Source organism: Streptomyces hokutonensis, from assembly GCF_042751305.1.
In the GTDB taxonomy this organism is placed as follows: Bacteria; Actinomycetota; Actinomycetes; order Streptomycetales; family Streptomycetaceae; genus Streptomyces; species Streptomyces hokutonensis_A.
Genome location: NZ_JBHYWD010000005.1, coordinates 168707 through 191465, shown reverse-complemented (window position 1 = coordinate 191465; position 22759 = coordinate 168707). Strand labels below are relative to the sequence as shown.

The window sequence follows — 22759 nt, the reverse complement described above, 5'->3', positions numbered from 1 at the left end:
GTCCCCTACGCCCCATCGCTCCCGAGCATCCCGGCCCAGAGATCGGGGAAGTCCGGAAGCGTCTTCGCGGTCGTCGCCACGTTCTCGATCTGCACGCCCTCGACCGCGAGGCCGATGATCGCGCCCGCGGTGGCCATGCGGTGGTCCTCGTAGGTGTGGAAGATCCCGCCGTGCAGGCGGCGCGGGCGGATGTGCAGACCGTCGGCGGTCTCGGTCACGTCACCGCCCAGCTCGTTGATCTCCTTGGTGAGCGCGGCCAGCCGGTCCGTCTCGTGCAGGCGCAAGTGCGAGACGCCCCGGAGCGTGGACGGGGAGTCCGCGAGGGCGGCGACGGCCGCGATGCCCGGGGTCAGCTCACCGACCTCGCCCAGGTCCACGTCGATGCCGTGGATCGCACCCGAACCGGTGAACTCCAGCCCGTACTCGGTGAGTTCGCAGGAACCACCCATCTCGGTGAAGATCTCCCGCAGCCGGTCACCGGGCTGCGTCGTCCGCGCCGGCCAGTCCGGTACGACCACCTTGCCGCCGGCCACCAGCGCCGCCGCGAGGAACGGCTGAGCGTTCGACAGGTCCGGCTCGATGGTCAGGTCCCGGCCCAGCAGGGCGCCCGGGGTCACCCGCCAGACGTTCGGCTCGCCGCCCGACTCGGGGGTGTCCACCTGGGCACCGACCGCGCGCAGCATGTCGACCGTCATCCGGATGTGGGGCATGGAGGGCAGCGAGGAGCCGATGTGGCGGACCTCGACGCCCATGTTGAAGCGCGGGCCCGAGAGCAGGAGCGCGCTCACGAACTGCGACGACGAGGACGCGTCGATCTCCACCGGGCCGCCGTCCAGCGCGCCCCCGCCGTGCACCGTCAGGGGCAGCGCGCCCCGCCCGTCGTCGTCGATGCGGGCGCCGAGCACGCGGAGGGCGTCGATGACGCCGTTCAGGGGGCGTTCGTACGACCTCGGGTCGCCGTCGAAGCGGATGGGGCCGTCGGCCAGCGCGGCGACCGGCGGCAGGAAGCGCATCACGGTGCCGGCGTTGCCGACGTCCACCGTGGCCGGGCCGTGCAGGCCCGACGGGATGACCCGCCAGAACTCGCCGGAGCCCTTCTCCGTGCCCACGCCCTCCTCGATGCCGACGCCCATCGCGCGCAGGGCGGCCGCCATCAGGAGGGTGTCCCGGGAGCGGAGGGGGCGGCGGAGCCAGCCCGGTTCGCTGGCGAGGGCGGCCAGGACGAGGGCGCGGTTGGTGACGGACTTGGACCCGGGCACGTGGACCGTCGCGTCGACGGCTCCGGCGGCGGTGGGGGCGGGCCAGAGGGCGGATTGGTCGTGGTTCGGGGCCATGGGGTCACTGTATAAGCAGGCCGTCTTTCGAGTGCTTCGCCGTTGGGGCTGGTCGCGCCCGCGCGGCGGAGCCGCAAATAGACACAGCCCCGCGCCCCTGACGCCTGCCCCCTTCGGGGCTTGTCACAGCTCAAGCAACCATCGTCCGCCGCCTATCAGCGAGCACAGTGACACCAGGTGGAACAGGAACAGCCACAACCCCGCCGGTACGTGCGTCAGTCGCGCCAGTTGGTCCGCGTCCGAGTCGCCCGCACCGCCCCTCGATCGCTTCGCCTGCAACTCGAAGGCAGGCCGGACTCCCCCCAGCAACAAGAACCACACCACCGCGTACGCGAACGCCGCCTGCACCTGGGGACCCGTCAGCCACGACACCAGGAGGAAGGCCGCGCCGCTCAGGATCACCGTCAAGGCGCCGTACGCGTTGCGGATCATCACCAGCATGGCTATCAGGAGGAGGGTCGACAGCCACAGGAGGAGCGTGATGTGGCCCGCGCCCAGGAGAGCCGCGCCGCCCAGGCCGAGGAGCGGCGGAGCGGTGTAGCCGGCGGCCGCCGTGAGGATCATGCCGAGGCCGTGCGGTTTGCCGCGGCTGACGGTGAGGCCGCTGGTGTCGGAGTGGAGGCGGATGCCGGTGAGGGTGCGGCCGGTGAGGAGGGCCACCAGGCCGTGGCCGCCCTCGTGGGCGATGGTGATGGCGTTGCGGGAGACGCGCCAGAGTCCGTGCGGGACGACCACGGCGAGCGCGGCGACCATGGTGGCGATCACCACCCACAGATCCGGGTCGGGCTGGCTGCCGAAGACCTCGTCCCAGAGGGCGGGTATCGAGGCGATTGCGGTGCTGTCCATTGGCGGCGGAGGCTCCCGTGGGTGTCGTCGAATCTGGCAGTGTTGCACGTATGTGCGGACGGTATGCAGCGAGTCGTGGGCCCGAGGATCTCGCAGGAGTCTTTGAGATCGAGAAGTGGGAGCCCGAGGAGGTTCTGGCCCCCGACTACAACGTGGCCCCGACCAAAGAGGTATATGCAGTCCTCGACCGTCCACTTAAGGACGCGGACAGCCCGAAGCCGGTTCGCCAGCTGCGCAAACTCAAGTGGGGACTCGTGCCGAGCTGGTCGAAGACCCCGGAGGGCGGTGCGCGGATGATCAACGCCCGCGCGGAGACCGTGCACGAGAAACCGTCGTACCGTCGCGCCTTCGCCGCCCGGCGCTGCATCATCCCCGCCGACGGCTACTACGAGTGGGTCACCGCCAAGGACGAGCGGGAACTGGAGGTCGAGGGGAAGAAGAAGCGGCAGCGGAAACAGCCGTACTTCGTGCTGCCCGCCGACGGGTCGGTGTTCGCGATGGCCGGGCTGTACGAGTTCTGGCGGGACCGCACGCTGCCCGACGACCATCCGCTGGCCTGGTGGGTCACCTGCTCGGTGATCACGACCGAGGCGGAGACGACCCCGCTCGCGGTCGCTCCCGCCGACGGGCCGTACGCGCTCGCCGACATCCACCCCCGGATGCCCCTGATGCTCACCCCGGACCGCTGGGACGCCTGGCTCGACCCGGCCCGCACCGACCCCGACGACCTGCGCGAGCTGCTCGCCCCGCCGCCCGCCGGGCTGATGCGCGCCTACCCGGTGTCCACGGCCGTCAGCAATGTCCGCAACAACGGACCGGAGCTGCTGAAGGAGCTGGAGGGGCCCGAGGAGGGCACACTCTTCTGACGTGACTTCCAGCGAGATCATCGAGACCGACGCGGGGACCGCCCGCGTCACCTGGCACACGGCGAAGCAGGCGCGGCTCGTCCTCGCCGTCAGCCATGGGGCGGGCGGTGGCATCGAGGCGCGCGACCTCCAGGCCCTGGCGACCGTCCTCCCCGCGCACGGCGTGACCGTCGCGCTGGTCGAGCAGCCGTGGCGGGTGGCCGGGAAGAAGGTGGCGCCCGCGCCGAAGACGCTGGACGTGGGGTGGCGGGGCATCTGGCCGGCCGTCGCAAAGCCCGGGCTGCCGGTGGTCTCCGGGGGCCGTAGCGCCGGAGCGCGCGTGGCCTGTCGTACGGCGACGGAGCTGGGCGCCGCCGCCGTCCTCGCCCTCAGTTTTCCGCTGCACCCGCCCGGGAAGCCGGAGAAGTCGCGGGCCGACGAACTGCTCGGGGCCGGGGTGCCCACGCTCGTCGTGCAGGGCGGCAACGATCCCTTCGGGAAACCGGCGGAGTTCCCGGACGGCGACTTCGGGCTGGTCGAAGTGCCGTACGGAGATCATGGGTTCGCGGTGCCGAAGCGGGCGGAGACCGGTCAGGAGGAGGCCCTGGAGATCATCACGGGGCGAGTGGTGGAGTGGACTCGAACACTCGGGTGAAGGGCGGGAATGCCGGGACCCCTACCACTGTTGTGCCGAGCACAGAGAGTCGTAGAAAGGAAGTCCTCCGCATGGGTTCGACCTTCTGCCCGGCCCGTAGCAGCCGCCCCGACCTGGACTGGTCGGTGCTGCACGCGACCAAGGCCACCCCTATTGGGGCGGCGGGCGGACCGGATCGTCGTCTATCCTCCGATTCTGGTGGCATCGGCTTCGGTGCTGCCCGGAATCTTGAGGAGGTGGGTCCGGTTCCCGGTACCGACGCAGGGACCGAACACGGCCAGGCGGAGCAGCCCGAGGGCCAGGGCACGAGCACGGAGTCCACGGCGGAGCGCAGTGCGCGCTTCGAGCGGGACGCGCTCGAATTCCTCGACCAGATGTACTCGGCCGCGCTGCGCATGACCCGCAACCCGGCCGACGCCGAGGACCTGGTGCAGGAGACGTACGCCAAGGCGTACGCGTCCTTCCACCAGTTCCGTGAGGGCACCAACCTCAAGGCGTGGCTGTACCGGATCCTCACCAACACGTTCATCAACTCGTACCGCAAGAAGCAGCGCGAGCCCCAGCGCTCCGCGGCCGAGGAGATCGAGGACTGGCAGCTGGCGCGTGCCGAGTCGCACATGTCGACCGGTCTGCGCTCCGCCGAGTCGCAGGCGCTCGACCACCTGCCCGACTCGGATGTGAAGGAAGCCCTCCAGGCCATCCCGGAGGAATTCCGCATCGCCGTGTATCTCGCGGACGTAGAGGGCTTTGCGTACAAGGAGATCGCGGACATCATGGGGACACCCATCGGTACGGTGATGTCCCGGCTGCACCGGGGCCGCCGTCAACTGCGCGGCATGCTCGAGGACTACGCGCGTGACCGCGGACTGGTCCCGGCCGGTGCCGGAGAGTCGAACGAAGCGAAAGGCTCGGGCTCATGAGCTGCGGAGAGCCGCACGAAACGGACTGCAGTGAGGTCCTCGACCATCTCTACGAGTTCCTCGACAGAGAGATGCCGGACGCGGACTGCACCAAGTTCGAGGTGCACTTCGAGGAGTGCTCGCCGTGCCTGGAGAAGTACGGCCTGGAGAAGGCCGTGAAGAAGCTCGTGAAGCGGTGCTGCGGGCAGGACGACGTGCCGACGGACCTGCGCTCCAAGGTGATGGGACGCCTGGAGATGATCCGGTCGGGGCAGGTCGTGCCCGAGCATGATGTGGCGGCGTCTCCGCAGGAGTCCTGAACGGGCTGTCGTCACTCGAATGTGCTAATCCGCGGGTGATACGCCCGCGGCCTCCCCCTGATCGCCCTAGGCTCCTCGGCCTGGACAGGCATGGTCGGGGGGAAGGGCGTCAGCCATGGAGGCGACACCGGCACGGGCACGTGCGTACGTCCTCTGTGCCGTCCTCGGCGCCCTGCTCTGTCTGCTCCCGCTGCCGACCGTCCACGCACCCTGGTGGGCGGTCGTGCTGCTGGCAGCCCTTTACGCCGGCTGCGAGCAGATCGCCCGCCGCCGCTTCGCGGGCACCTTCTACCCGGTGCTGCTCGCCGCCGCCTTCCTCCTCCCACCGCCCGCCGCCGCGCTCGTACCGCTGCCGGGCGCGCTGTTCTCCCACGTCGAGCAGGGCTCACCCTGGCTGCGGCGGAGCTGGCGGGGCGCACAGCTCGCGCTCGCCGTGTGGGCGGCGGGCAGCGTGCACTGGGCGCTGGGCGGCCGGAACGCCGTCGTCGCCTCCGACTTCCCGTACGCCCTGCTGCCCGCCCTCGCCGCCGTCCTCGCCTTCTGCCTGGTCCTGACCGTCCTCGACGGCGGGATTCTGGCCCTCGCCGAGCGGATGCCGGTCCGACGGGCCTGGCGCGGTCTGTTCCTACGGTCCCTGGCGCCCATCGGTGTCCACGGGCTCGCCGGGCTGATGATGGCCGTCCTGTGGCGCAGCCCCTACGGCCCGGTCGCCGCGCTGCTCGTGCTGCTGCCGATGGGCGTGTCCTGGTGGGTGTTCGCCCAGTACCACCGCGAACACGCCGCCCACCAGGCCACCATCCGCGCCCTCGTCCAGGCCGTCGACATCAAGGACGGCTACACCCGCGGGCACAGCGAGCGGGTCGGACAGGCGTCGATGATGATCGCGCGGGAGCTGGGGATGGACGACTCCCGGGTGGAAGTGCTGCGCTTCGCCGGGATCCTGCACGACGTGGGCAAGCTGGGCGTGCCCACGCGCTTGCTGCGCAAGGACGGACCGCTCACCCCCGAGGAGCGGCGGGTGATCGAACTGCATCCCGAGTACGGGCACGAGATCGTGCGCGGGATCGCCTTCCTCGGGGAGGCCCGTGCGGCCGTCCTGCACCATCACGAACGGCTGGACGGCAGCGGGTATCCCTACGGGCTGCTGGGCAGTCAGATCCCCGAGTCCGCGAGGGTGGTTGCCGTGGCCGACGCCTTCGACGCGATGACGTCGACGCGGTCCTACAGGAGGGCTCGGCCGGTACAGGCAGCTCTGGCGGAGCTGGAGCGGTGTGCGGGGGCGCAGTTCGATCCGCGCATGGTGGCCGCGCTGATGCTGGCCCTCGGCAGGTACGGCTGGCGGCCCGCCGTGACCGCGGACGAACCGGCCGACCTCGTGCCGCCGGTCGCGCCGGTCCCGAGCCGGCCGGGAGTGCACCGATGACGCGGCGCCGCAACCTCCTGCCCCTCACCCTCATCCACACCTCCGCCGCCCTCCTCGCCACCACCTCCCTCGCCCTCACCCTCTGGACCGGCATCGAGGAACGCGGAGTCGCCGTCGCCTTCGGACTCCTCGTCGCCGTGGGGGAGTTGAGCCGGTGGAACGGGACGACCGGGCTCGGGCTGCGCGAGACCGCCCCGCTCGGCGCCGCCGGCGCCCTCGCCTACGCGCTGCTCGGCGCCGACGCCGGCCGGCCCACCCACCACGGCGCCTTCCAGGTCGTCACCGTGGTCGTCGCCGCCTCCCTCGTCGGCTGCGTGCCGCACATCGCACGCGGCCAGAGCGGTACGCCGGACCACATGGCGCGCCGCGTGCTGACCGTCGGCTTCGCCGCCGTCTGCTTCCAACCCCTCTACAACCAAGGGGTGTTCGGACCCTGGGGCGGCCCCGCCTACGCCCTCCTCCTGCTCGCGCTCCTCACCCTCACCGCCCTCTGCGACGCCGTGCTCGCCGCCGCCCTCGCCCACTCCCGCACCCGCTGGCCCTTCGGCCCGCTGCTCCGCGACGAGCTGCGCGGCATGCTCGGCATCGGGTCCGCCGTGTGCGCGACCGGCGCGGTGATGGCGCTCGCGGTCGCCGTCGTGGGGCTGTGGGCGCTGCCCGTCTTCTCCGTGCCGCTGCTGCTGACCCAGCTGTCGTTCCGGCGGTACGCGGCCGTACGGACCACCTACCGCCAGACCATCACCTCCCTCGCCCGCTCCACCGAGATCGCCGGCTACACCCCGGCCGGGCACGCCCGCCGGGTCGCCGCGCTCTGCCAGGCGGTCGGGCGGGACATGGGCCTGTCCGAACCCGACCTCACCGTCCTGGAGTACGCGGCCCTGATGCACGACATCGGCCAGCTCAGCCTCGTCGACCCGGTACCGGCCGGCGCCACCGCCGTACTCCCCGTGGCCGAGCAGCGGCGGATAGCCCTGCTCGGTGGGGCCGTCGTACGGCAGACCGGGGTGAGTCCCCAGGTGGCGGCCGTCGTGGAACGGCAGGCCGACCCGTGCCGGGAGCAGCCGGTCACCGCGCGAATCGTGCGGGCCGTCAACGCGTATGAGGAGAAAACCCGGGCAGGAGGCCCCGGCGGGCCCCTCCAGGCGCTGGAGGAGCTGCGCCTCGGGACCGCCGGGGACTACGCTCCCGAGGTCGTGGAAGCGCTGGCCCGGGTGCTCTCCCGTGGCTGTCTGACCTTGCCCTCGGCTGGGTAACCCATGGGTAATGAGCGCCCTCCCAGCCGTACGTGGTTGGATGCGAAGAAGAGGGTGTCCGGGGGCAGAGCCAGCCCAACGAACGGAACTGGCAGGCGGGAATCGTGAGGATCTTCGGCAAGGGACGGCACCGGCCCTCCGCCTCCTGGCGGCAGGCCACAGACCGCGCGTTCACGCTCATCGGCGACGGTCGCTACGAAGACGCGGGCGCGCTCCTGACACGTGCCGCCGATCTGGAACCCTGGCTGTCCGAGTCCTGGTTCAACCTCGCCCTGCTGCACAAGTTCCGGCACGACTGGGAGCAGGCCCGGGCGGCCGGGCTCCGCGCGGTCGCGCTGCTGGAGCGGGAGGCCGGCGCACCTGACTGGTGGAACGTGGGCATCGCGGCCACCGCTCTCCAGGACTGGCCGCTGGCCCGGCGCGCCTGGCAGGCGTACGGGCTGCGGGTCCCGGGCGGGGTCACCGCGGCGGGCGAACCCGCCGGGATGGACCTCGGCAGCGCGGCCGTGCGGCTCTCTCCCGAGGGGGAGGCCGAGGTCGTGTGGGGGCGGCGACTGGATCCGGCGCGGATCGAGGTGCTGTCCATTCCGCTTCCCTCGTCCGGGCGACGCTGGGGTGAGGTCGTGCTCCATGACGGAGTGCCGCACGGCGAGCGGACCACCGCCGCCGGGCACTCGTACCCCGTGTTCGACGAGATCGAGCTGTGGGCGCCGTCTCCTGTGCCCACATGGGTGGTGCTGCTCGAAGCTGCCGCCGAGGCCGACCGGGACGCGTTGGAGCAGCTGGCCGCCGATGCCGGGTTCGCGGCGGAGGACTGGTCGTCCTCGGTGCGGTTGCTGTGCCGGATGTGTTCGGAGTCGCGGATGCCTTCCGATGAAGGTGACGGGGAGCATCTTGATCCGCATGATCACAGTGAGCCTGGGCATCCTGGGCCGCTGGGGCATCGAACGGACGGGCAGCTGTGGGTGCCGGAGCGGGAGTGCGGGCTCGCGGCGCCCGCGTCGCTGGTTCGGGGGCTGCTGGACGGATGGGTCGCCGATAGCCCGGATACAAGGGACTGGCGGGATTTGGAAGAGGTCTGCTGAGGTCGGTGGGTCGCTGCGGGTCGGTTGTGGCTGGTCGCGCAGTTCCCCGCGCCCCTGAAAGACAGGGCGCTGTCGCTGGTCGCGCTCACGAGGCGGAGCCGCAGATATGCACAGCCCCGCGCCCCTGAAAGACATCCACGTACCCTGTAGCTGCAACATCTCCCCCCCCGTTTTACCTAGGAAGGCTTACGTCCGTCATGGCGCAGCAGGACACCGATCAGCAGCACGTGGGCGTGCTTCCCGTGGACGACGAGGGGTTTGTCGTCGACACCGAGGGGACCGAGGAGCGAGAGGCGGCCTGGCGGGAGCGGGGGACCTCGCGGGCGATCACGGTCGTCGGGAATCCGGTGCTGCACAAGGAGTGCGCGGACGTCACCGAGTTCGGTGCGGAGCTGGAGACGCTGGTGGCGGACATGTTCGCCTCGCAGCGCACCGCCGAGGGCGTCGGCCTCGCCGCCAACCAGATCGGCGTGAGCCTGAAGGTCTTCGTCTACGACTGCCAGGACGACGAGGGCAAGCGGCACGTCGGTGTCGTCTGCAACCCGAAGCTGGTCGACCTGCCCGCTGACAAGCGGCACCTGGACGAGAGCAACGAGGGGTGTCTGTCCGTGCCGACCGCGTACGCGCCGCTCGCACGGCCCGACTACGCCGAGGTGACCGGGCAGGACGAGCGGGGCAACCCGATCAAGGTCCGCGGCACCGGCTACTTCGCCCGGTGTCTCCAGCACGAGACCGATCACCTCTACGGCTACCTCTACATCGACCGGCTCTCCAAGCGCGACCGCAAGGACGCGCTGCGGCAGATGGCCGAGAACGAGCCCCGCTACCCCGTGGTGGCCAACGACTGAGTCCCAGGGAATCCCAGGGAGTCCCAGGGACGATCACAACCCCCTTACGTACGGCGTCTGTTCAGGTGCACCTCCCTGACCAGGCGCCGTTCGCATGTCCGTCGCACATTCGATCGTTTCTGCTCTTGCAGTGATCCAGAATCAGTCACACAAGGAGGGATTCTCGGCACTTGGGGGTAGTGAAGGGAGCAAATCCGTTCCCAGAACGGTCAGTTGTGGTGCTGAATGGGAAGTGCGGGGATACGCAACGGCGCACGCCCGGCACAGCCGGAGGGGCGTGTGCAACTGGCTGCTGAGAGGGGTTTGTTCGTGCCTGCTTTCTCGTACAGCACCACAACGGCGTCGACAGCGATCGCCGTTCCACCATCGCTCTCTCTCCCGGTGATCGAGGCGGCGTTTCCCCGGCGACTGCACCCGTATTGGCCGAGGCTCCAGGAGAAGACACGCGTCTGGCTGCTGGAAAAGCGTCTGATGCCGGCGGACAAGGTACGTGAATATGCCGACGGCCTTTGCTACACGGACTTGATGGCCGGGTACTACTTGGGCGCACCGGACGAGGTGCTCCAGGCGATAGCGGACTACAGCGCGTGGTTCTTCGTCTGGGACGACCGCCATGACCGGGACATCGTGTACGGCCGGCCCGACGCCTGGCGGCGGCTCCGGTTCCGCTTGCACGCCGCACTGGACTCACCGCGCCACCACCTGCTTCACCCGGATCCCCTGGTCGCCGGGTTCGCGGACTGCGTGACGCGGATCTACTCGTTCCTCCCCGCCACCTGGAACGCGCGCTTCGCCCGGCACTTCCACGCCGTGATCGAGGCCTACGACCGGGAATTCCGCAATCGCTCCGAGGGGGCCATTCCCGCGGTCGAGGAATACCTGGCGCTGCGCCGGCTCACCTTCGCGCACTGGATCTGGACGGATCTGCTGGAAGCGAGCGCCGGGTGCGAACTCCCGGACAGTGTGCGGAAACACCCGGGATATCGGCGGGCGGCACTGCTCAGCCAGGAATTCGCCGCCTGGTACAACGACCTCTGTTCCCTGCCGAAGGAAATCGCGGGCGACGAGGTCCACAATCTCGGAATCAGTCTCATCAAACACGAGGGGCTGACTCTTGAGGACGCGGTCGCCGAAGTAAGGCGCCGGGTCGAGGAATGCATTGCCGATTTCCTCGTCGCGGAACGGGAGACCTTACGACTCGCCGACCGCCTCGACGACGGCACCGTACGGGGAATGGAATTGAGCGCCGCCGTGCGGTCCTGTCTCGGCAATATGCGGAACTGGTTCAGTTCCGTCTACTGGTTCCACCACGAGTCCGGCCGTTACATGGTCGACAGCTGGGACGACCGGTCCACACCCCCCTACGTCAACAACGAAGCGGCAGGTGAGAAATGACCGTCGAGTCTGTGAAGCCCGCGGCCACCGAGGCGCCGGACCTCCTTGAGCCGCCCGTCGCGGGCGGCGGAGTCCCGCTCCTCGGCCACGGCTGGAAACTGGTCCGCGACCCGCTGGCCTTCATGGCCCAACTCCGCGACCACGGCGAGGTCGTACGGCTCCGCCTCGGTCCCAAGACGGTGTACGCCGTCACCGCGCCGGCCCTCACCGGGGCGGTGGCGCTGAGCCCCGACTACATCATCGCGGGCCCGCTGTGGGAGTCCCTGGAGGGGCTGCTCGGCAAGGAGGGGGTGGCCACCGCCAACGGGCCCACCCACCGGCGCCAACGGCGCATCATCCAGCCCGCGTTCCGGCTCGACGCGATACCCGGGTACGGGCCGGTCATCGAGGAGGAGGTGCACGCGCTCACCGAGCGCTGGCGGCACGGCGGGACGATCGACTGCACCTCCGAGGCCTTCCGGGTCGCCGTGCGGATCGCGGCCCGCTGTCTGCTGCGCGGCGACTTCATGGACGAGCGCGCCGAGCGGCTGTGCACCGCCCTCGCCACCGTCTTCCGTGGCATGTACCGGCGGATGGTCGTCCCGGCCGGACCGCTCTACCGGCTGCCCCTTCCGGCCAACCGCGAATTCGACCGGGCACTGGCCGATCTGCATCTCCTCGTCGACGAGATCGTCGCCGAACGCCGGGAATCTGGTCAAAAGCCGGACGATTTGCTGACAGCGCTGCTGGAGGCGACCGACGAGAATGGCGAGCCGATCGGGGAACAGGAGATCCACGACCAGGTCGTCGCGATCCTCACCCCCGGAAGTGAGACCGTGGCGTCCACGATCATGTCGCTGCTTCAGGTCCTCACCGAACACCCGGAACACACCGACAAGGTATGTGCAGAAGTTGAATCCGTGACGGGCGGACGCCCGGTGGCATTCGACGACGTCCGCGCGCTCACCCACACCAACAATGTCCTCGTCGAGACGTTGCGCCTGTGGCCCGCCGTATGGATATTGACGCGGCGGGCGGTCACCGACACCGAACTGGGCGGCTATCGGATTCCGGCCGGGGCCGACATCATCTACAGCCCCTACGCGATCCAGCGCGACCCGCGTTCGTATGCGCACAACCTGGAGTTCGACCCCGACCGCTGGCTTCCGGAACGGTCCAAGGACGTACCGAAATTCGCCATGAGCCCGTTCAGCGTGGGCAACCGGAAGTGTCCCAGCGACCACTTCTCGATGGCCCTGCTGAGCCTGTTCACGGCGGCGGTGGCGGCGAAGTACCGCTTCGAGCTGGTGTCCGGTTCCTACGACACCACCCGCGTCGGCATCACCCTCCATCCGCACAGGCTGATGCTCAGGCCGATCCCCAGGTGAGACGACAGGCGTGCGTTCAGGCGGCTTCCGGGCCCCTGAACGTGCGCCGGTAGGCGTTCGGAGTGGTGCCCAGGGCGCGGACGAACTGATGGCGCAGCGCGGGCGCGGTACCGAAGCCGGTGCGCCAGGCGATCTCGTCCATCGTCTCGTCCGTCCCCTCCAGCAACTGCTGTGCCAGCAGCACCCGTTGACGCAGGATCCAGCGGTACGGCGTGGTCCCGGTCTCCTGCTGGAAACGGCGCGCGAACGTACGCGGCGACATGTGGGCGCGGGCGGCGAGCTGCTCGACGGTGACCTCCTCGTCGAGGTGCTCCGCCATCCACACCAGCACCTCGCCCACGGTGTCGCACTGCGAGCGCGGCAGCGGCCGCTCGATGTACTGGGCCTGACCGCCGTCCCGGTGCGGCGGTACGACCATCCGCCGCGCGATGGCGTTGGCGACCTCAGGACCCTGCTCCTTGCGCACGATGTGCAGACAGGCGTCGATACCGGCGGCCGTACCGGCGGAGGTGATCACCGGGTCCGCGTCGACGTACAGCACATCCGGTTCCACGACGATCTTCGGATACCGCCGGGCCAGCAGCTCCGCGTGATGCCAGTGCACCGCGCACCGCCGCCCGTCCAGCAGCCCGGCGGCGGCCAGCACGAACACCCCCGAGCAGACGCTGAGCACCCGGGCGCCCCGGTCCACGGCCCGCCGCAGCGCGTCGAGCAGCTCCTCCGGGTACTCCCGCGCGGCGTAGGTCGCACCGGCCGGTACGGCGATCAGGTCCGCGCTCTCCAGCCGCTCCAGCCCATGTTCGACGGCCAGCGAGAAGCCGGCGTGCGTGGCGAGCGTCGGCCCCTCGGCCGAGGCGACCGCGAAGTCGTAGACCGGCAGGCCCTCGTCGCTGCGGTCGAGGCCGAACACCTCGCAGACGACGCCGAGTTCGAAGGGATGGACTCCGTCGAGCAGGACTACGGCCACGTTTCTCAGCATGCTGCCAGTGTGCGCCGGAAGTGGCAGTAAATCGAGGGTGTACGGCAGTTCTGCCACTGACGGTAAGGAGTGTAAGTCGCGACACTGGTGTCTATGAACGCAGCCATGGACAACCTCATCGCCCTACTGACCGTCCTCGGCGTCATCCTCGCCGTGGCCTTCCCGTCGCTGCTCGGCATCGCGCACGAGCGCCGCGTCGACCGTCAGATCCGGACCGCCCACCGGATCATGACTTCGTCACCACGACGGTGACCGACCACTCCTGAATGCCCTTGCAGGAGATCTTGTGCGGGGCGGTCGCACACAGCGGCCGGGACGACGTGAGCTTCACGGTCCCGGCCGAGACCGCCTTGAACGCGTTGCTCGCGTCGCCGGGCCGGATCAGGATCCCGCTGTTGGTGGCCTCCAGGCCGGTGCCGGCGGTCTTGACCTGCGCCCACGGCCGGGACTCCGTCCCGTCCAGCAGGATCCGGACCGTGCTGCCGGTCGTCAGACAGAACGTGCCGTTGTCGTCGGTGGCGGCGAGGGTCTCCTTCGCCGTACAGGCCGACTTGCTCTTGCTCGGTGTGGGGGACGAGGACGGCGACACACTGCCGCTTCCGGTGTCGGACTTCGTGCCGCCGCAGCCCGTGAGGGCGAGTGCCAGGGTGGCGACGGCGAGGGACGGAGCGAGGATGGATCGACGCATGGGGGGCCTCCTTGCCCCTTTGACGTGTCACGGACGCAACCGGATCCGCCGTGAGACGTGAAGTATTCGTGGACATGACACTCGCGGACACCGCATCCGTAGACATGACAGAGCCCCGGCCGCTGCGAGACGGCCGGGGCTCAGCTCATGAGGAGGTCAGCTGGTCGTGACGGCGGTGTCGTCGACGACGAAGCTGGTCTGGAGCGAGGAGTCCTCGACTCCGCTGAACTTCAGGGTGACCGTGGTGCCGGCGAAGGCCGACAGGCTGAAGGACTTCGCGACGTAGCCGGTCGCCGCGTTGAGGTTGGAGTAGGTGGCCAGGGTGGTCGATCCGGCGGTGACCGTCAGCTTGTCGTAGGCCGTGCTGGTACTGGTCTCGGCCGTGTCGACGTGCAGGTAGAAGGTGAAGGTCGTGCCCGTGCAGCCGGACGGGATCGTCACCGACTGGGACAGCGTGTCGGTGTGCGTCGAGCCGTAGCCGTCCAGCCAGGCCTTGTACGAACCGGTGCGGGCCGCCTCACTGCTGGAGTTGGTGATGACGCCGCTGGACGCGGTCCAGGTCGTGTTGCCCGACTCGAAGCCCGCGTTGCCCAGGAGCTGGGACGAGGTGCAGCTGCCGCCGCCGGAGGTGCTGACCGTCCAGGTGAAGGAGGCCGAGCCGGAGGCGCCGGTGGAGTCGGTCGCGGTCACCGTCACGGCGTAGGTGCCGGCGGTGGACGCGGTGCCGGAGATCAGACCGGTCGAGCTGCTGATCGACAGGCCGGTCGGCAGCCCGCTCGCGCTGTAGGAGAGGGTCGCTCCCGCGCTGTCGGAGGCCGAGATCTGCAGGCTGGCCGTGGAACCGGTCGCGGTGGACTGGCTGCCCGGGTTGGTGACGGTCACCGTGTTGCCGGTCGTGGTGCCGGAGGTGAAGGCGGCGGTGCCGTCCGGGGTGCCCCAGCCGGTCGGGCCGTCGTAGCCGGTGCCCGCGGTGCAGAAGTAGCTCGTCGAGCAGGAGCCGTTGTTGCCGCTGGTGACGTCGTACAGGTTGCTGGTGTGGGAGTAGGGGTACTTCGCCGGGTAGTCGCTGGAGCCCGGGGTGCCGGCCAGCGCGTAGACGCCCGCGATGATCGGGGACGAGGCGCTGGTGCCGCCGTAGACCGCCCAGCCGGAGCCGCCGTAGGTGTCGTAGACGGCCACGCCGGTGGCGGGGTCGGCGACGGCGGAGACGTCGGCCTCCATGCGCTTGGTGCAGCCCGTGTCGGTCTGCCAGCTCGGCTTGGCGTCGTACGCCGAGCAGCCGGAGCCGGTGCCCTCGGTGCTGCTGGTCTTCCAGACGGACTCGGTCCAGCCGCGGGAGTTGGAGGAGGTGGAGAGTGCGGTACCGCCAACTGCGGTCACGTACTGGGACGTTGCCGGGTACTCGGCACCGTAGGCGGAGTCACCGGAGGAGACGGTGATCGCTACGCCCGGGTGCTTGAAGTACGAGGTGTCCTCGGAGGTCTGCGAGGAGGACTCGGAGCCGCCCCAGCTGTTGGAGACGAACTTCGCGCCCAGGGCGACGGCCTCGTTCTCGGCGGTGCCGAGGTCCGAGTCGGTCGCGGAGTTGGCCTCGACCAGGATGATGTTGCAGTTCGGGCAGACCGCGCTGACCATGTCGATGTCGAGCGCTTCCTCGCCCGCCCAGCCGCTGTCGTTCGTCGGCAGGGACGTGGTCGAGCCGGTCTGACTGACCTGCTTGAAGCAGCCGTTGGCCACCGTGCAGGCCGACAGGCCGAAGTTGGAGCGGTAGGTGGCCAGGTCCGAGGCCGCGTTGGGGTCGTTGTACGCGTCGACCACCGCGACCGTCAGGCCGGAACCGCCGGTCGAGGGAAGGGCGTACGCGCTGTGCAGGTTGGCCGGGCTGAGGCCGGAGACCGCGGCCGCGGCGTCCGGGTGCACGGCGGCGGCGAGCTTCTGCTTGATGTCGGTGCGCCGCTGGGCGAAACAGGCCGCCGAACCGGGGGCCGCCTTCGCGCACAGGTGCTCGGTCGGCACCTTCTGCCCGGCCTTGCCGGTGGAGTGGACGGCCTGGGCCGCGGGGGCGGTCAGGGCCTTGGCGTTCTGGGTGACCTTGGAAACCTGGGCGGACTGGACGACCGCCTGGGCCGCGGGGCGCGCGTCGGCGGGGGAGGCCGCCGCGAGACCGAAGACGCTGAGGGTGAGGACGGGTATGGCGGCGGTCAGTAGTCTTCGCAGGCTTCGTCTGGGCTTCTCACGCATGGGGGTACTGCCTCCGTCGAGTTCGATTGGAGTGGGGTTCCTCGGCGTGGTGGCAGGCCTGTGACGCGCGTAGCGGCGGCGTTGGACGTCGTCATGGGCATGACACTTGGAGCGTTCTGTGATGCCGTTGTGAATGACATGGACAGGACGGGCAGAACGTAGCCGGGGTGGCGCGACCGCGAACAGACGCACCCCATGAACTTTGCCGCTCCATAGAAACTCCATGGACGGCCCATGGAAGCTCCATGGGCCGTCCGCGAAGTAAGCGATACATAAAGGGTGTTCGGCGGGGCTAGAAGTCCTCGTCGAGGTCGACCGTGCCCTCCACCGCCACCTGGTACGCCGACGGGCGGCGCTCGAAGAAGTTGGTCAGCTCCTGCACACCCTGCAACTCCATGAAGGAGAAGGGGTTCTCGGAGCCGTACACCGGGGCGAAGCCCAGCCGCTGGAGGCGCTGGTCCGCCACGCACTCCAGGTACTGGCGCATCGAGTCGGTGTTCATGCCCGGCAGACCCTCACCGCACAGATCGCGCCCGAACTGCAGCTCCGCCTCGACGGCCTCCTTCAGCATGTCCGTCACCTGCTGCTGGAGCTGGTCGTCGAAGAGCTCCGGCTCCTCCTTGCGGACGGTGTCGACGACCTCGAAGGCGAAGGACATGTGCATCGTCTCGTCGCGGAACACCCAGTTGGTGCCGGTCGCCAGACCGTGCAGGAGACCCCGGCTGCGGAACCAGTAGACGTACGCGAACGCGCCGTAGAAGAAAAGCCCCTCGATGCACGCGGCGAAGCAGATCAGGTTGAGGAGGAAACGGCGGCGGTCGGCCTGGGTCTGGAGGCTCTCCAGCTTCTCGACCTCGTTGATCCACTTGAAGCAGAACTCGGCCTTCTCGCGGATGGAGGGGATGTTCTCCACCGCGTCGAAGGCGGCGGCCCTGTCCTCCGGGTCGGGGAGGTAGGTGTCGAGGAGGGTCAGATAGAACTGGACGTGCACGGCCTCCTCGAAGAGCTGGCGGCTCAAGTAGAGCCGCGCCTCGGGGGAGTTGATGTGCTTGTACAGGGTCAGCACGAGGTTGTTCGCCACGATCGAGTCGCCCGTCGCGAAGAACGCGACCAGCCGCCCGATCATGTGCTGCTCACCCGGCGTCAGCTTCGCGAGGTCGGCGACGTCCGAGTGGAGGTCGACCTCCTCGACGGTCCAGGTGTTCTTGATCGCGTCCCGGTAACGCTCGTAGAAGTCCGGGTAGCGCATGGGGCGGAGGGTCAGCTCGAAGCCCGGGTCGAGAAGGTTCTTGGCAGTCATATCTGTCGGCGCGAAGCGCTGTCCTTCAGGGGCGGTGGTCGGGCGACGGGTGGGCATTACTGGCAGGCCTCGCAGGACTCGGGGTTTTCCAGGGAGCAGGCGACCGCGTCTTCGTCGGGGGTCAACTGCTGTACGGGGACGGTGGGTTGGGCCTGCGCGGCGCGGGCGATGCGGGTCGCCGGGCGGGAGCGCAGGTAGTAGGTCGTCTTCAGGCCCTGCTTCCAGGCGTACGCGTACATCGAGGAGAGCTTGCCGATCGTCGGCGTCTCCAGGAACAGGTTCAGGGACTGGGACTGGTCCAGGAACGGGGTGCGGGCGGCGGCCATGTCGATCAGGCCGCGCTGCGGGATCTCCCACGCGGTGCGGTACAGGGCGCGCACGTCGGCCGGGATCCAACTGAAGCCCTGCACCGAGCCGTTGGCGTCCCGCAGCGCCTCACGGGTGCGGGCGTCCCACACGCCGAGCTGCTTCAGCTCGTTCACCAGGTAGGAGTTGACCTGGAGGAACTCACCGGACAGCGTCTCGCGTTTGAAGAGGTTGGAGACCTGCGGCTCGATGCACTCGTACACGCCCGCGATGGACGCGATGGTGGCCGTGGGCGCGATCGCCAGCAACAGGCTGTTGCGCATGCCGACTTGGGCGATACGTTCCCGCAGTGCCGTCCAGCGCTCCGGCCAGGTGAGTTCCACGCCGTAGTGGTCGGGGTGCAGCACGCCTCGGGCCGTACGGGTCTTCTCCCAGGCCGGGAGCGGGCCGTTGCGCTCGGCGAGGTCGGCGGAGGCCTCGTACGCGGCGAGCATGATGCGCTCGGCGATCCGGGTGGAAAGGGCCTTGGCCTGCGGGGAGTCGAAGGGGACGCGGAGTTTGAAGAAGACGTCCTGGAGGCCCATCGCGCCCAGGCCGACCGGGCGCCAGCGGGCGTTGGAACGGCCCGCCTGCTCGGTCGGGTAGAAGTTGATGTCCACGACACGGTCGAGGAAGGTGACGGCGGTGCGGACCGTCTCGTCCAGCCGTTCCCAGTCCAGCTCACCATTGGTGACGAACGCGCCCAGGTTCACCGAACCCAGGTTGCAGACCGCCGTCTCGCCGTCGTTCGTGACCTCCAGGATCTCCGTGCAGAGGTTCGAGGAGTGGACGGTGTGGCCCGGCTCGGCCGTCTGGTTGGCGGTGCGGTTGGCCGCGTCCTTGAAGGTCATCCAGCCGTTGCCGGTCTGCGCGAGGGTGCGCATCATGCGGCCGTAGAGGTCACGGGCCGGGATGGTCTTCTTGGCCAGGCCCTGAGCCTCCGCCTTGCGGTAGGCCGCGTCGAACTCGTCGCCCCACAGGTCGACCAGCTCGGGCACGTCGGCCGGCGAGAACAGCGACCAGATGCCGTCCTCGTTCACCCGGCGCATGAACTCGTCCGGGATCCAGTGCGCCAGGTTCAGGTTGTGCGTACGGCGGGCGTCCTCACCGGTGTTGTCCCGCAGCTCCAGGAACTCCTCGATGTCGGAGTGCCAGGTCTCCAGGTAGACCGCGGCGGCACCCTTGCGCCGGCCGCCCTGGTTCACGGCGGCGACCGAGGCGTCCAGCGTCTTCAGGAACGGCACGATGCCGTTGGAGTGCCCGTTCGTGCCCCGGATCAGCGAACCGCGGCTGCGGATACGGGAGTACGACAGTCCGATGCCGCCGGCGTGCTTCGAGAGGCGGGCGACCTGGTGGTAGCGGTCGTAGATGGAGTCCAGCTCGTCCAGCGGGGAGTCGAGGAGGTAGCAGGACGACATCTGGGGGTGCCGGGTGCCGGAGTTGAAGAGGGTGGGGGAGGAGGGGAGGTAGTCGAGGCGGCTCATCAGGCGGTAGAGCGCTGCTACTTCGTCCAGGGCGCGGGTCGAGTCGTCCTCGGCAAGTCCGGACGCCACGCGCAGCATGAAGTGCTGGGGCGTCTCGATGACCTTGCGGGTGATCGGGTGGCGGAGGAGGTAGCGGCTGTGCAGGGTACGGAGCCCGAAGTAGCCGAAACGGTCGTCGCCCTCGGTGTCGATCAGCGCGTCGAGGCGGGCCGCGTGCAGCGTCACGAACTCGGCGGTGCGGTCGGCGATCAGGCCCTCGCGGTGGCCCACGGCGACGGACCCGGTGAACGTCGTGACGCCCTGCGAGGCTGCCTCGGCGGCGATGCCGACCGTCAGCAGCCTGGCGGCCAGGCGGGAGTAGACCGGGTCCTCGGAGATGAGGCCGGCGGCGGCCTCCGTGGCCAGTTCGCGCAGTTCCGTCTCGTCCGCGTGCGCGGACCGGCCGCGCAGGGTGGCGGCGGCGACCCGGCCGGGGTCGGCGTCGGGAAGGTCGGCGGTCAGCTCGGTCAGGGTCCGCAGGATCGCGGCGCCGGGACCGTCGGCACCGGGAACGGTGGTTCCCGGCATGTCGGTTCCGTTCGCGTTCGCCTCGTTCGCCTGGGTCGCTGATGCCGGCTCTGCTGGCGCGATGGTCACGGTGGGGCTCTCCCTCGCTCGGCACGGGGCCTTGCGGAGGGCAGGCGGCAGCTCACGAGCGCACGGGGCGTCGCGTCCACCGGCCCACTCCACGAGGCCCGGACGTCATGCGCCCGGGCCGGGTTGGCCGGGCGCGCCGTCGGCAGGTCCTCGGACTGACCAGGCGTGCGTATGCACGCAAGTACACCGTTGCGGGACAGTTCCGGATTCGCACCGGATTCCCCTGCGGCGACAGCGAGCATGAGCATACATCTTGTGCCGGGCTGTCGTGGCACCCCCAGATGTTGTGTCGCGGCGACTTCGGAGCGTGTCAGAACGTCAACTCGTAGGTGAGCAGAGTGATGTCGTCGAGCTCCGGAATCGGGTTCCAGTCACGCTCGGGGGTGCGGGTGAAACCGAGGCGTTCGTAGATGCGGTGGGCGGCGTGCATGGTGCGCTGGGTCGACAGGATGACGCGTACGCAGCCGTCCGTGGCCCTGGCGCGCTCGACGCAGGCGCGGACGAGGGCCTCGCCGGCGCCCCGGCCACGGGCCGCGCGGGCGACGGCGAGCATCCTGATCTCGGCCTCGCCCGCCGTCGCGAGATCGGCCATGGGTCCCCCGGACGGGACGAAGGTCACGCCGCCGAGGACCTGTTCGCCGTCCAGGGCGACCAGGACCTCCGCCGCGGCGGCGCGCTTGGCCACGTCTCTCAACTCGCCGAGGTACCAGTCGCTCTCGCCGAAGTCGAGGAGGCCGTCCTGTAGGTAGGCCTGTGCGGTGATCTCACCGAGGGTGTCGTACTCGGCGGGGGCCACTTGCCTGATCGCGATGTCCATGAGGCCGAGTGTGCCGGAGGGGTACGACAACGGGCCGCCGGATTTCTCCGGCGGCCCGTGATCACGTAGGAATCAGTGACCGGCGATTACAGGGAGCTCCTCCTTCACCCCCGGGTCGCCCGCGTCCGCCGTGTAGTCCCCGGCGCTTGTCTCGTCCACGCCCTCCGGGACCTTGAAGGCCTTCAGCGCGAACGTCAGGACCACCGTCACCGCCACGTTCAGTACGAACGCCGTCAGGCCGATGTAGCCGATCTCGCCGATGCCGGGGATCTTCTTGGACGAGCCGCCGAAGTGGTTCTGGGTCGGGGAGGCCACCCCGTAGGCCGCGAGGGTGCCGTAGAGCATGCCGACCGCCCAGCCCGCCAGGAGGGCCCAGCGGTGGAACCAGCGGGTGAAGAGGCCGCCGACCAGGGACGGGAAGGTCTGGAGGATCCAGATGCCGCCCAGGAGCTGGAAGTTGATGGCGACTGTCTTGTCCATCGTCAGGACGAAGGCCAGGGCTCCGACCTTCACCAGGAGCGAGACGATCTTGGAGACCTTGGTCTCCTGGGCCGGGGTCGCGTCCGGGTTGATGAAGTCCTTGTAGATGTTGCGGGTGAAGAGGTTGGCCGCCGCGATGGACATGATGGCGGCGGGGACGAGCGCCCCGATGCCGATCGCCGCGAAGGCCACGCCCGCGAACCAGTCCGGGAACATGTTCTCGAAGAGCTGCGGGATGGCCAGTTGGCCGTTGGTGACCTTGACGCCCGCCGCGATGGCCATGAAGCCGAGCAGGGCGAGCAGGCCCAGCATCAGTGAATACAGCGGCAGGATCGTGGTGTTGCGGCGGATCACGTTGCGGCTCTTGGAGGAGAGGGTCGCGGTGATCGAGTGGGGGTACATGAACAGGGCCAGTGCCGAGCCCAACGCCAGTGTGGCGTACGTCCATTGGCCGGCCGGGGCGGGCACGAGTCCGCCGGCGCCCGCCGCCTTGAACTTGGCGCCCGCCGCGCTGAAGATGTCGTCGAAGCCGCCGAGCTTGATCGGGATGTAGATGATCGCCACGGTGATGACGAGGTAGATCAGGCCGTCCTTCACGAACGCGATCAGCGCGGGCGCGCGCAGGCCGGACGAGTAGGTGTACGCGGCCAGCACGGCGAACGCGATCAGCAGCGGCAGGTCCTTCACGAACCAGTTGGAGTTGGCGCTGCCGCCCACCCCCATGACGTCCAACACGGCCTGGATGCCGACCAGTTGGAGCGCGATGTACGGCATGGTCGCGAGGATGCCGGTGACCGCGACCGCCAGCGAGAGGCTCTTCGAGCCGAAGCGGCCGCGCACGAAGTCGGACGTCGTCACGTAGCCGTGCTTGTGCGACACCGACCAGAGGCGGGGCAGGAACGTGAAGATCAGGGGGTACACCAGGATCGTGTAGGGCACCGCGAAGAAGCCGGCCGCGCCCGCCGCGTAGACCGCCGCGGGGACGGCGACGAACGTGTACGCGGTGTAGAGGTCGCCGCCGAGCAGGAACCAGGTGACCCAGGTGCCGAACGACCGTCCGCCCAGGCCCCATTCGTCGAGGCTGTGCTCGTTGTCGGCCCGGCGCCAGCGCGCGGCCAGGAAGCCCAGGACCGTGACGGCCAGGAAGAAGAAGATGAAGACGCCGAGAGCGACGCCGTTGACGCCGTCGTTCACCGGGTGCCTCCATGACGGGTGCGCTGGTCGCGCTGCCAGAGCTTGTAGGCGGTCATGGTCAGCGCCGTCGAGATCAGCACCCACAGCATCTGGTACCAGTAGAAGAACGGGATGCCGATGAATACGGGGTCCGTCTTGGCGTAGGAGCCGACCCAGAGCAGCGCCACGAAGGGCGCGAACAGACAGACGGCTATGGCAACGCGCACGGGCGTCACCACCGGTGCGGCCACTTCGGGCGGAACTTCGGGCACATCTGACATTTCGCGGCTCCGTCCCCTCACTGATCACCTGTGTAACGCGCAGGCAATGTAGGTCACGGCGTCAC

At 69.4% G+C, this 22759-nt stretch carries 21 protein-coding genes and 1 riboswitch; of the genes, 11 read left to right on the top strand and 10 right to left on the bottom strand.

Annotated features, from left to right (window positions below):
• Nucleotides 1-5: 5 nt before the first annotated feature.
• Nucleotides 6-1334, bottom strand: a complete 1329-nt coding sequence (gene aroA / locus ACFXC1_RS15775; protein WP_381242993.1) for a 3-phosphoshikimate 1-carboxyvinyltransferase — start codon at nucleotides 1332-1334, stop codon at nucleotides 6-8.
• A 123-nt stretch (nucleotides 1335-1457) separates the two neighbouring features.
• Nucleotides 1458-2180, bottom strand: a complete 723-nt coding sequence (locus ACFXC1_RS15770; protein ID WP_381242992.1) for a M50 family metallopeptidase — start codon at nucleotides 2178-2180, stop codon at nucleotides 1458-1460.
• Between the two features lie 50 nt (nucleotides 2181-2230).
• Here ACFXC1_RS15770 and ACFXC1_RS15765 point away from each other — a divergent pair, with 50 nt between their 5' ends.
• From ACFXC1_RS15765 to ACFXC1_RS15720, 10 genes are all read left to right on the top strand, one after another.
• On the top strand, nucleotides 2231-3046 hold the full coding sequence (locus ACFXC1_RS15765) for an SOS response-associated peptidase (RefSeq protein WP_026179072.1): 816 nt from the start codon (nucleotides 2231-2233) through the stop codon (nucleotides 3044-3046).
• Nucleotide 3047: 1 nt separating this feature from the next.
• Entirely contained in the window at nucleotides 3048-3680 is a 633-nt protein-coding gene (locus ACFXC1_RS15760) for an alpha/beta hydrolase family protein (protein WP_381242990.1), read from the top strand.
• Nucleotides 3681-3916: 236 nt separating this feature from the next.
• A complete protein-coding gene (sigR, locus tag ACFXC1_RS15755; RefSeq protein ID WP_019072149.1) occupies nucleotides 3917-4600 on the top strand; it encodes an RNA polymerase sigma factor SigR in 684 nt (227 codons plus the stop codon).
• Nucleotides 4597-4899 carry a mycothiol system anti-sigma-R factor gene (gene rsrA / locus ACFXC1_RS15750; RefSeq protein ID WP_200689034.1) on the top strand — a complete coding sequence of 101 codons (303 nt, stop codon included), beginning with the start codon at nucleotides 4597-4599 and terminating at the stop codon, nucleotides 4897-4899. Before sigR ends, rsrA begins: the two co-directional genes overlap by 4 nt.
• 115 nt (nucleotides 4900-5014) lie before the next feature.
• On the top strand, nucleotides 5015-6322 hold the full coding sequence (locus ACFXC1_RS15745) for an HD-GYP domain-containing protein (RefSeq protein WP_381242988.1): 1308 nt from the start codon (nucleotides 5015-5017) through the stop codon (nucleotides 6320-6322).
• Complete coding sequence (locus ACFXC1_RS15740) at nucleotides 6319-7575, top strand: HD-GYP domain-containing protein (RefSeq protein ID WP_381242986.1); 1257 nt, start codon at nucleotides 6319-6321, stop codon at nucleotides 7573-7575. The genes ACFXC1_RS15745 and ACFXC1_RS15740 overlap by 4 nt, the downstream gene beginning before the upstream one ends.
• A 104-nt stretch (nucleotides 7576-7679) precedes the next feature.
• Nucleotides 7680-8660: a tetratricopeptide repeat protein gene (locus ACFXC1_RS15735; RefSeq protein WP_381242984.1), complete on the top strand. Its 981-nt coding sequence runs from the start codon at nucleotides 7680-7682 to the stop codon at nucleotides 8658-8660.
• Between the two features lie 197 nt (nucleotides 8661-8857).
• Nucleotides 8858-9508: a peptide deformylase gene (gene def, locus ACFXC1_RS15730; protein ID WP_381242982.1), complete on the top strand. Its 651-nt coding sequence runs from the start codon at nucleotides 8858-8860 to the stop codon at nucleotides 9506-9508.
• A gap of 309 nt (nucleotides 9509-9817) precedes the next feature.
• The gene (gene cyc1, locus ACFXC1_RS15725; protein ID WP_381243537.1) at nucleotides 9818-10903 is read left to right on the top strand and encodes an epi-isozizaene synthase; all 1086 of its coding nucleotides are present in this window, start codon (nucleotides 9818-9820) and stop codon (nucleotides 10901-10903) included.
• Nucleotides 10900-12270, top strand: coding sequence for a bifunctional albaflavenone monooxygenase/terpene synthase (locus tag ACFXC1_RS15720; RefSeq protein ID WP_381242980.1), 1371 nt, complete (start codon nucleotides 10900-10902; stop codon nucleotides 12268-12270). Before cyc1 ends, ACFXC1_RS15720 begins: the two co-directional genes overlap by 4 nt.
• Nucleotides 12271-12286: 16 nt before the next feature.
• On the opposite strand, the gene ACFXC1_RS15715 is transcribed toward ACFXC1_RS15720, so the two are convergent.
• A complete protein-coding gene (locus ACFXC1_RS15715; protein WP_381242978.1) occupies nucleotides 12287-13249 on the bottom strand; it encodes a GlxA family transcriptional regulator in 963 nt (320 codons plus the stop codon).
• A 93-nt stretch (nucleotides 13250-13342) separates the two neighbouring features.
• Here ACFXC1_RS15715 and ACFXC1_RS15710 point away from each other — a divergent pair, with 93 nt between their 5' ends.
• A complete protein-coding gene (locus ACFXC1_RS15710) occupies nucleotides 13343-13501 on the top strand; it encodes a hypothetical protein (RefSeq protein ID WP_381242976.1) in 159 nt (52 codons plus the stop codon).
• On the opposite strand, the gene ACFXC1_RS15705 is transcribed toward ACFXC1_RS15710, so the two are convergent.
• The 7 genes from ACFXC1_RS15705 to ACFXC1_RS15675 form a co-directional block, all read right to left on the bottom strand.
• On the bottom strand, nucleotides 13476-13937 hold the full coding sequence (locus tag ACFXC1_RS15705; protein ID WP_381242975.1) for a hypothetical protein: 462 nt from the start codon (nucleotides 13935-13937) through the stop codon (nucleotides 13476-13478). The genes ACFXC1_RS15710 and ACFXC1_RS15705 overlap by 26 nt on opposite strands.
• 156 nt (nucleotides 13938-14093) lie before the next feature.
• Nucleotides 14094-16178, bottom strand: a complete 2085-nt coding sequence (locus ACFXC1_RS15700; RefSeq protein ID WP_381242973.1) for a putative Ig domain-containing protein — start codon at nucleotides 16176-16178, stop codon at nucleotides 14094-14096.
• A 292-nt stretch (nucleotides 16179-16470) separates the two neighbouring features.
• Nucleotides 16471-17478: a ribonucleotide-diphosphate reductase subunit beta gene (locus tag ACFXC1_RS15695; RefSeq protein WP_381242971.1), complete on the bottom strand. Its 1008-nt coding sequence runs from the start codon at nucleotides 17476-17478 to the stop codon at nucleotides 16471-16473.
• A 56-nt stretch (nucleotides 17479-17534) separates the two neighbouring features.
• Complete coding sequence (locus ACFXC1_RS15690) at nucleotides 17535-19943, bottom strand: ribonucleoside-diphosphate reductase subunit alpha (protein ID WP_381242969.1); 2409 nt, start codon at nucleotides 19941-19943, stop codon at nucleotides 17535-17537.
• 124 nt (nucleotides 19944-20067) lie between these two features.
• A riboswitch (cobalamin riboswitch) is annotated at nucleotides 20068-20191 on the bottom strand.
• A gap of 62 nt (nucleotides 20192-20253) precedes the next feature.
• Nucleotides 20254-20760 carry a GNAT family N-acetyltransferase gene (locus ACFXC1_RS15685; protein ID WP_381242967.1) on the bottom strand — a complete coding sequence of 169 codons (507 nt, stop codon included), beginning with the start codon at nucleotides 20758-20760 and terminating at the stop codon, nucleotides 20254-20256.
• 72 nt (nucleotides 20761-20832) lie between these two features.
• On the bottom strand, nucleotides 20833-22434 hold the full coding sequence (gene mctP, locus ACFXC1_RS15680) for a monocarboxylate uptake permease MctP (RefSeq protein ID WP_381242965.1): 1602 nt from the start codon (nucleotides 22432-22434) through the stop codon (nucleotides 20833-20835).
• Nucleotides 22431-22694: a DUF3311 domain-containing protein gene (locus tag ACFXC1_RS15675; protein ID WP_381242963.1), complete on the bottom strand. Its 264-nt coding sequence runs from the start codon at nucleotides 22692-22694 to the stop codon at nucleotides 22431-22433. The genes mctP and ACFXC1_RS15675 overlap by 4 nt, the downstream gene beginning before the upstream one ends.
• Nucleotides 22695-22759: the final 65 nt, after the last annotated feature.

What these genes read in the sequence shown, in the direction of transcription:
- aroA (WP_381242993.1), bottom strand. Translation starts at nt 1,334, where the DNA reads ATGGCCCCGAACCACGACCAATCCGCCCTCTGGCCCGCCCCCACCGCC.
- ACFXC1_RS15770 (WP_381242992.1), bottom strand. Translation starts at nt 2,180, where the DNA reads ATGGACAGCACCGCAATCGCCTCGATACCCGCCCTCTGGGACGAGGTC.
- ACFXC1_RS15765 (WP_026179072.1), top strand. Translation starts at nt 2,231, where the DNA reads ATGTGCGGACGGTATGCAGCGAGTCGTGGGCCCGAGGATCTCGCAGGA.
- rsrA (WP_200689034.1), top strand. Translation starts at nt 4,597, where the DNA reads ATGAGCTGCGGAGAGCCGCACGAAACGGACTGCAGTGAGGTCCTCGAC.
- ACFXC1_RS15745 (WP_381242988.1), top strand. Translation starts at nt 5,015, where the DNA reads ATGGAGGCGACACCGGCACGGGCACGTGCGTACGTCCTCTGTGCCGTC.
- ACFXC1_RS15740 (WP_381242986.1), top strand. Translation starts at nt 6,319, where the DNA reads ATGACGCGGCGCCGCAACCTCCTGCCCCTCACCCTCATCCACACCTCC.
- def (WP_381242982.1), top strand. Translation starts at nt 8,858, where the DNA reads ATGGCGCAGCAGGACACCGATCAGCAGCACGTGGGCGTGCTTCCCGTG.
- ACFXC1_RS15720 (WP_381242980.1), top strand. Translation starts at nt 10,900, where the DNA reads ATGACCGTCGAGTCTGTGAAGCCCGCGGCCACCGAGGCGCCGGACCTC.
- ACFXC1_RS15715 (WP_381242978.1), bottom strand. Translation starts at nt 13,249, where the DNA reads ATGCTGAGAAACGTGGCCGTAGTCCTGCTCGACGGAGTCCATCCCTTC.
- ACFXC1_RS15710 (WP_381242976.1), top strand. Translation starts at nt 13,343, where the DNA reads ATGAACGCAGCCATGGACAACCTCATCGCCCTACTGACCGTCCTCGGC.
- ACFXC1_RS15705 (WP_381242975.1), bottom strand. Translation starts at nt 13,937, where the DNA reads ATGCGTCGATCCATCCTCGCTCCGTCCCTCGCCGTCGCCACCCTGGCA.
- ACFXC1_RS15700 (WP_381242973.1), bottom strand. Translation starts at nt 16,178, where the DNA reads ATGCGTGAGAAGCCCAGACGAAGCCTGCGAAGACTACTGACCGCCGCC.
- ACFXC1_RS15695 (WP_381242971.1), bottom strand. Translation starts at nt 17,478, where the DNA reads ATGACTGCCAAGAACCTTCTCGACCCGGGCTTCGAGCTGACCCTCCGC.
- ACFXC1_RS15685 (WP_381242967.1), bottom strand. Translation starts at nt 20,760, where the DNA reads ATGGACATCGCGATCAGGCAAGTGGCCCCCGCCGAGTACGACACCCTC.
- ACFXC1_RS15675 (WP_381242963.1), bottom strand. Translation starts at nt 22,694, where the DNA reads ATGTCAGATGTGCCCGAAGTTCCGCCCGAAGTGGCCGCACCGGTGGTG.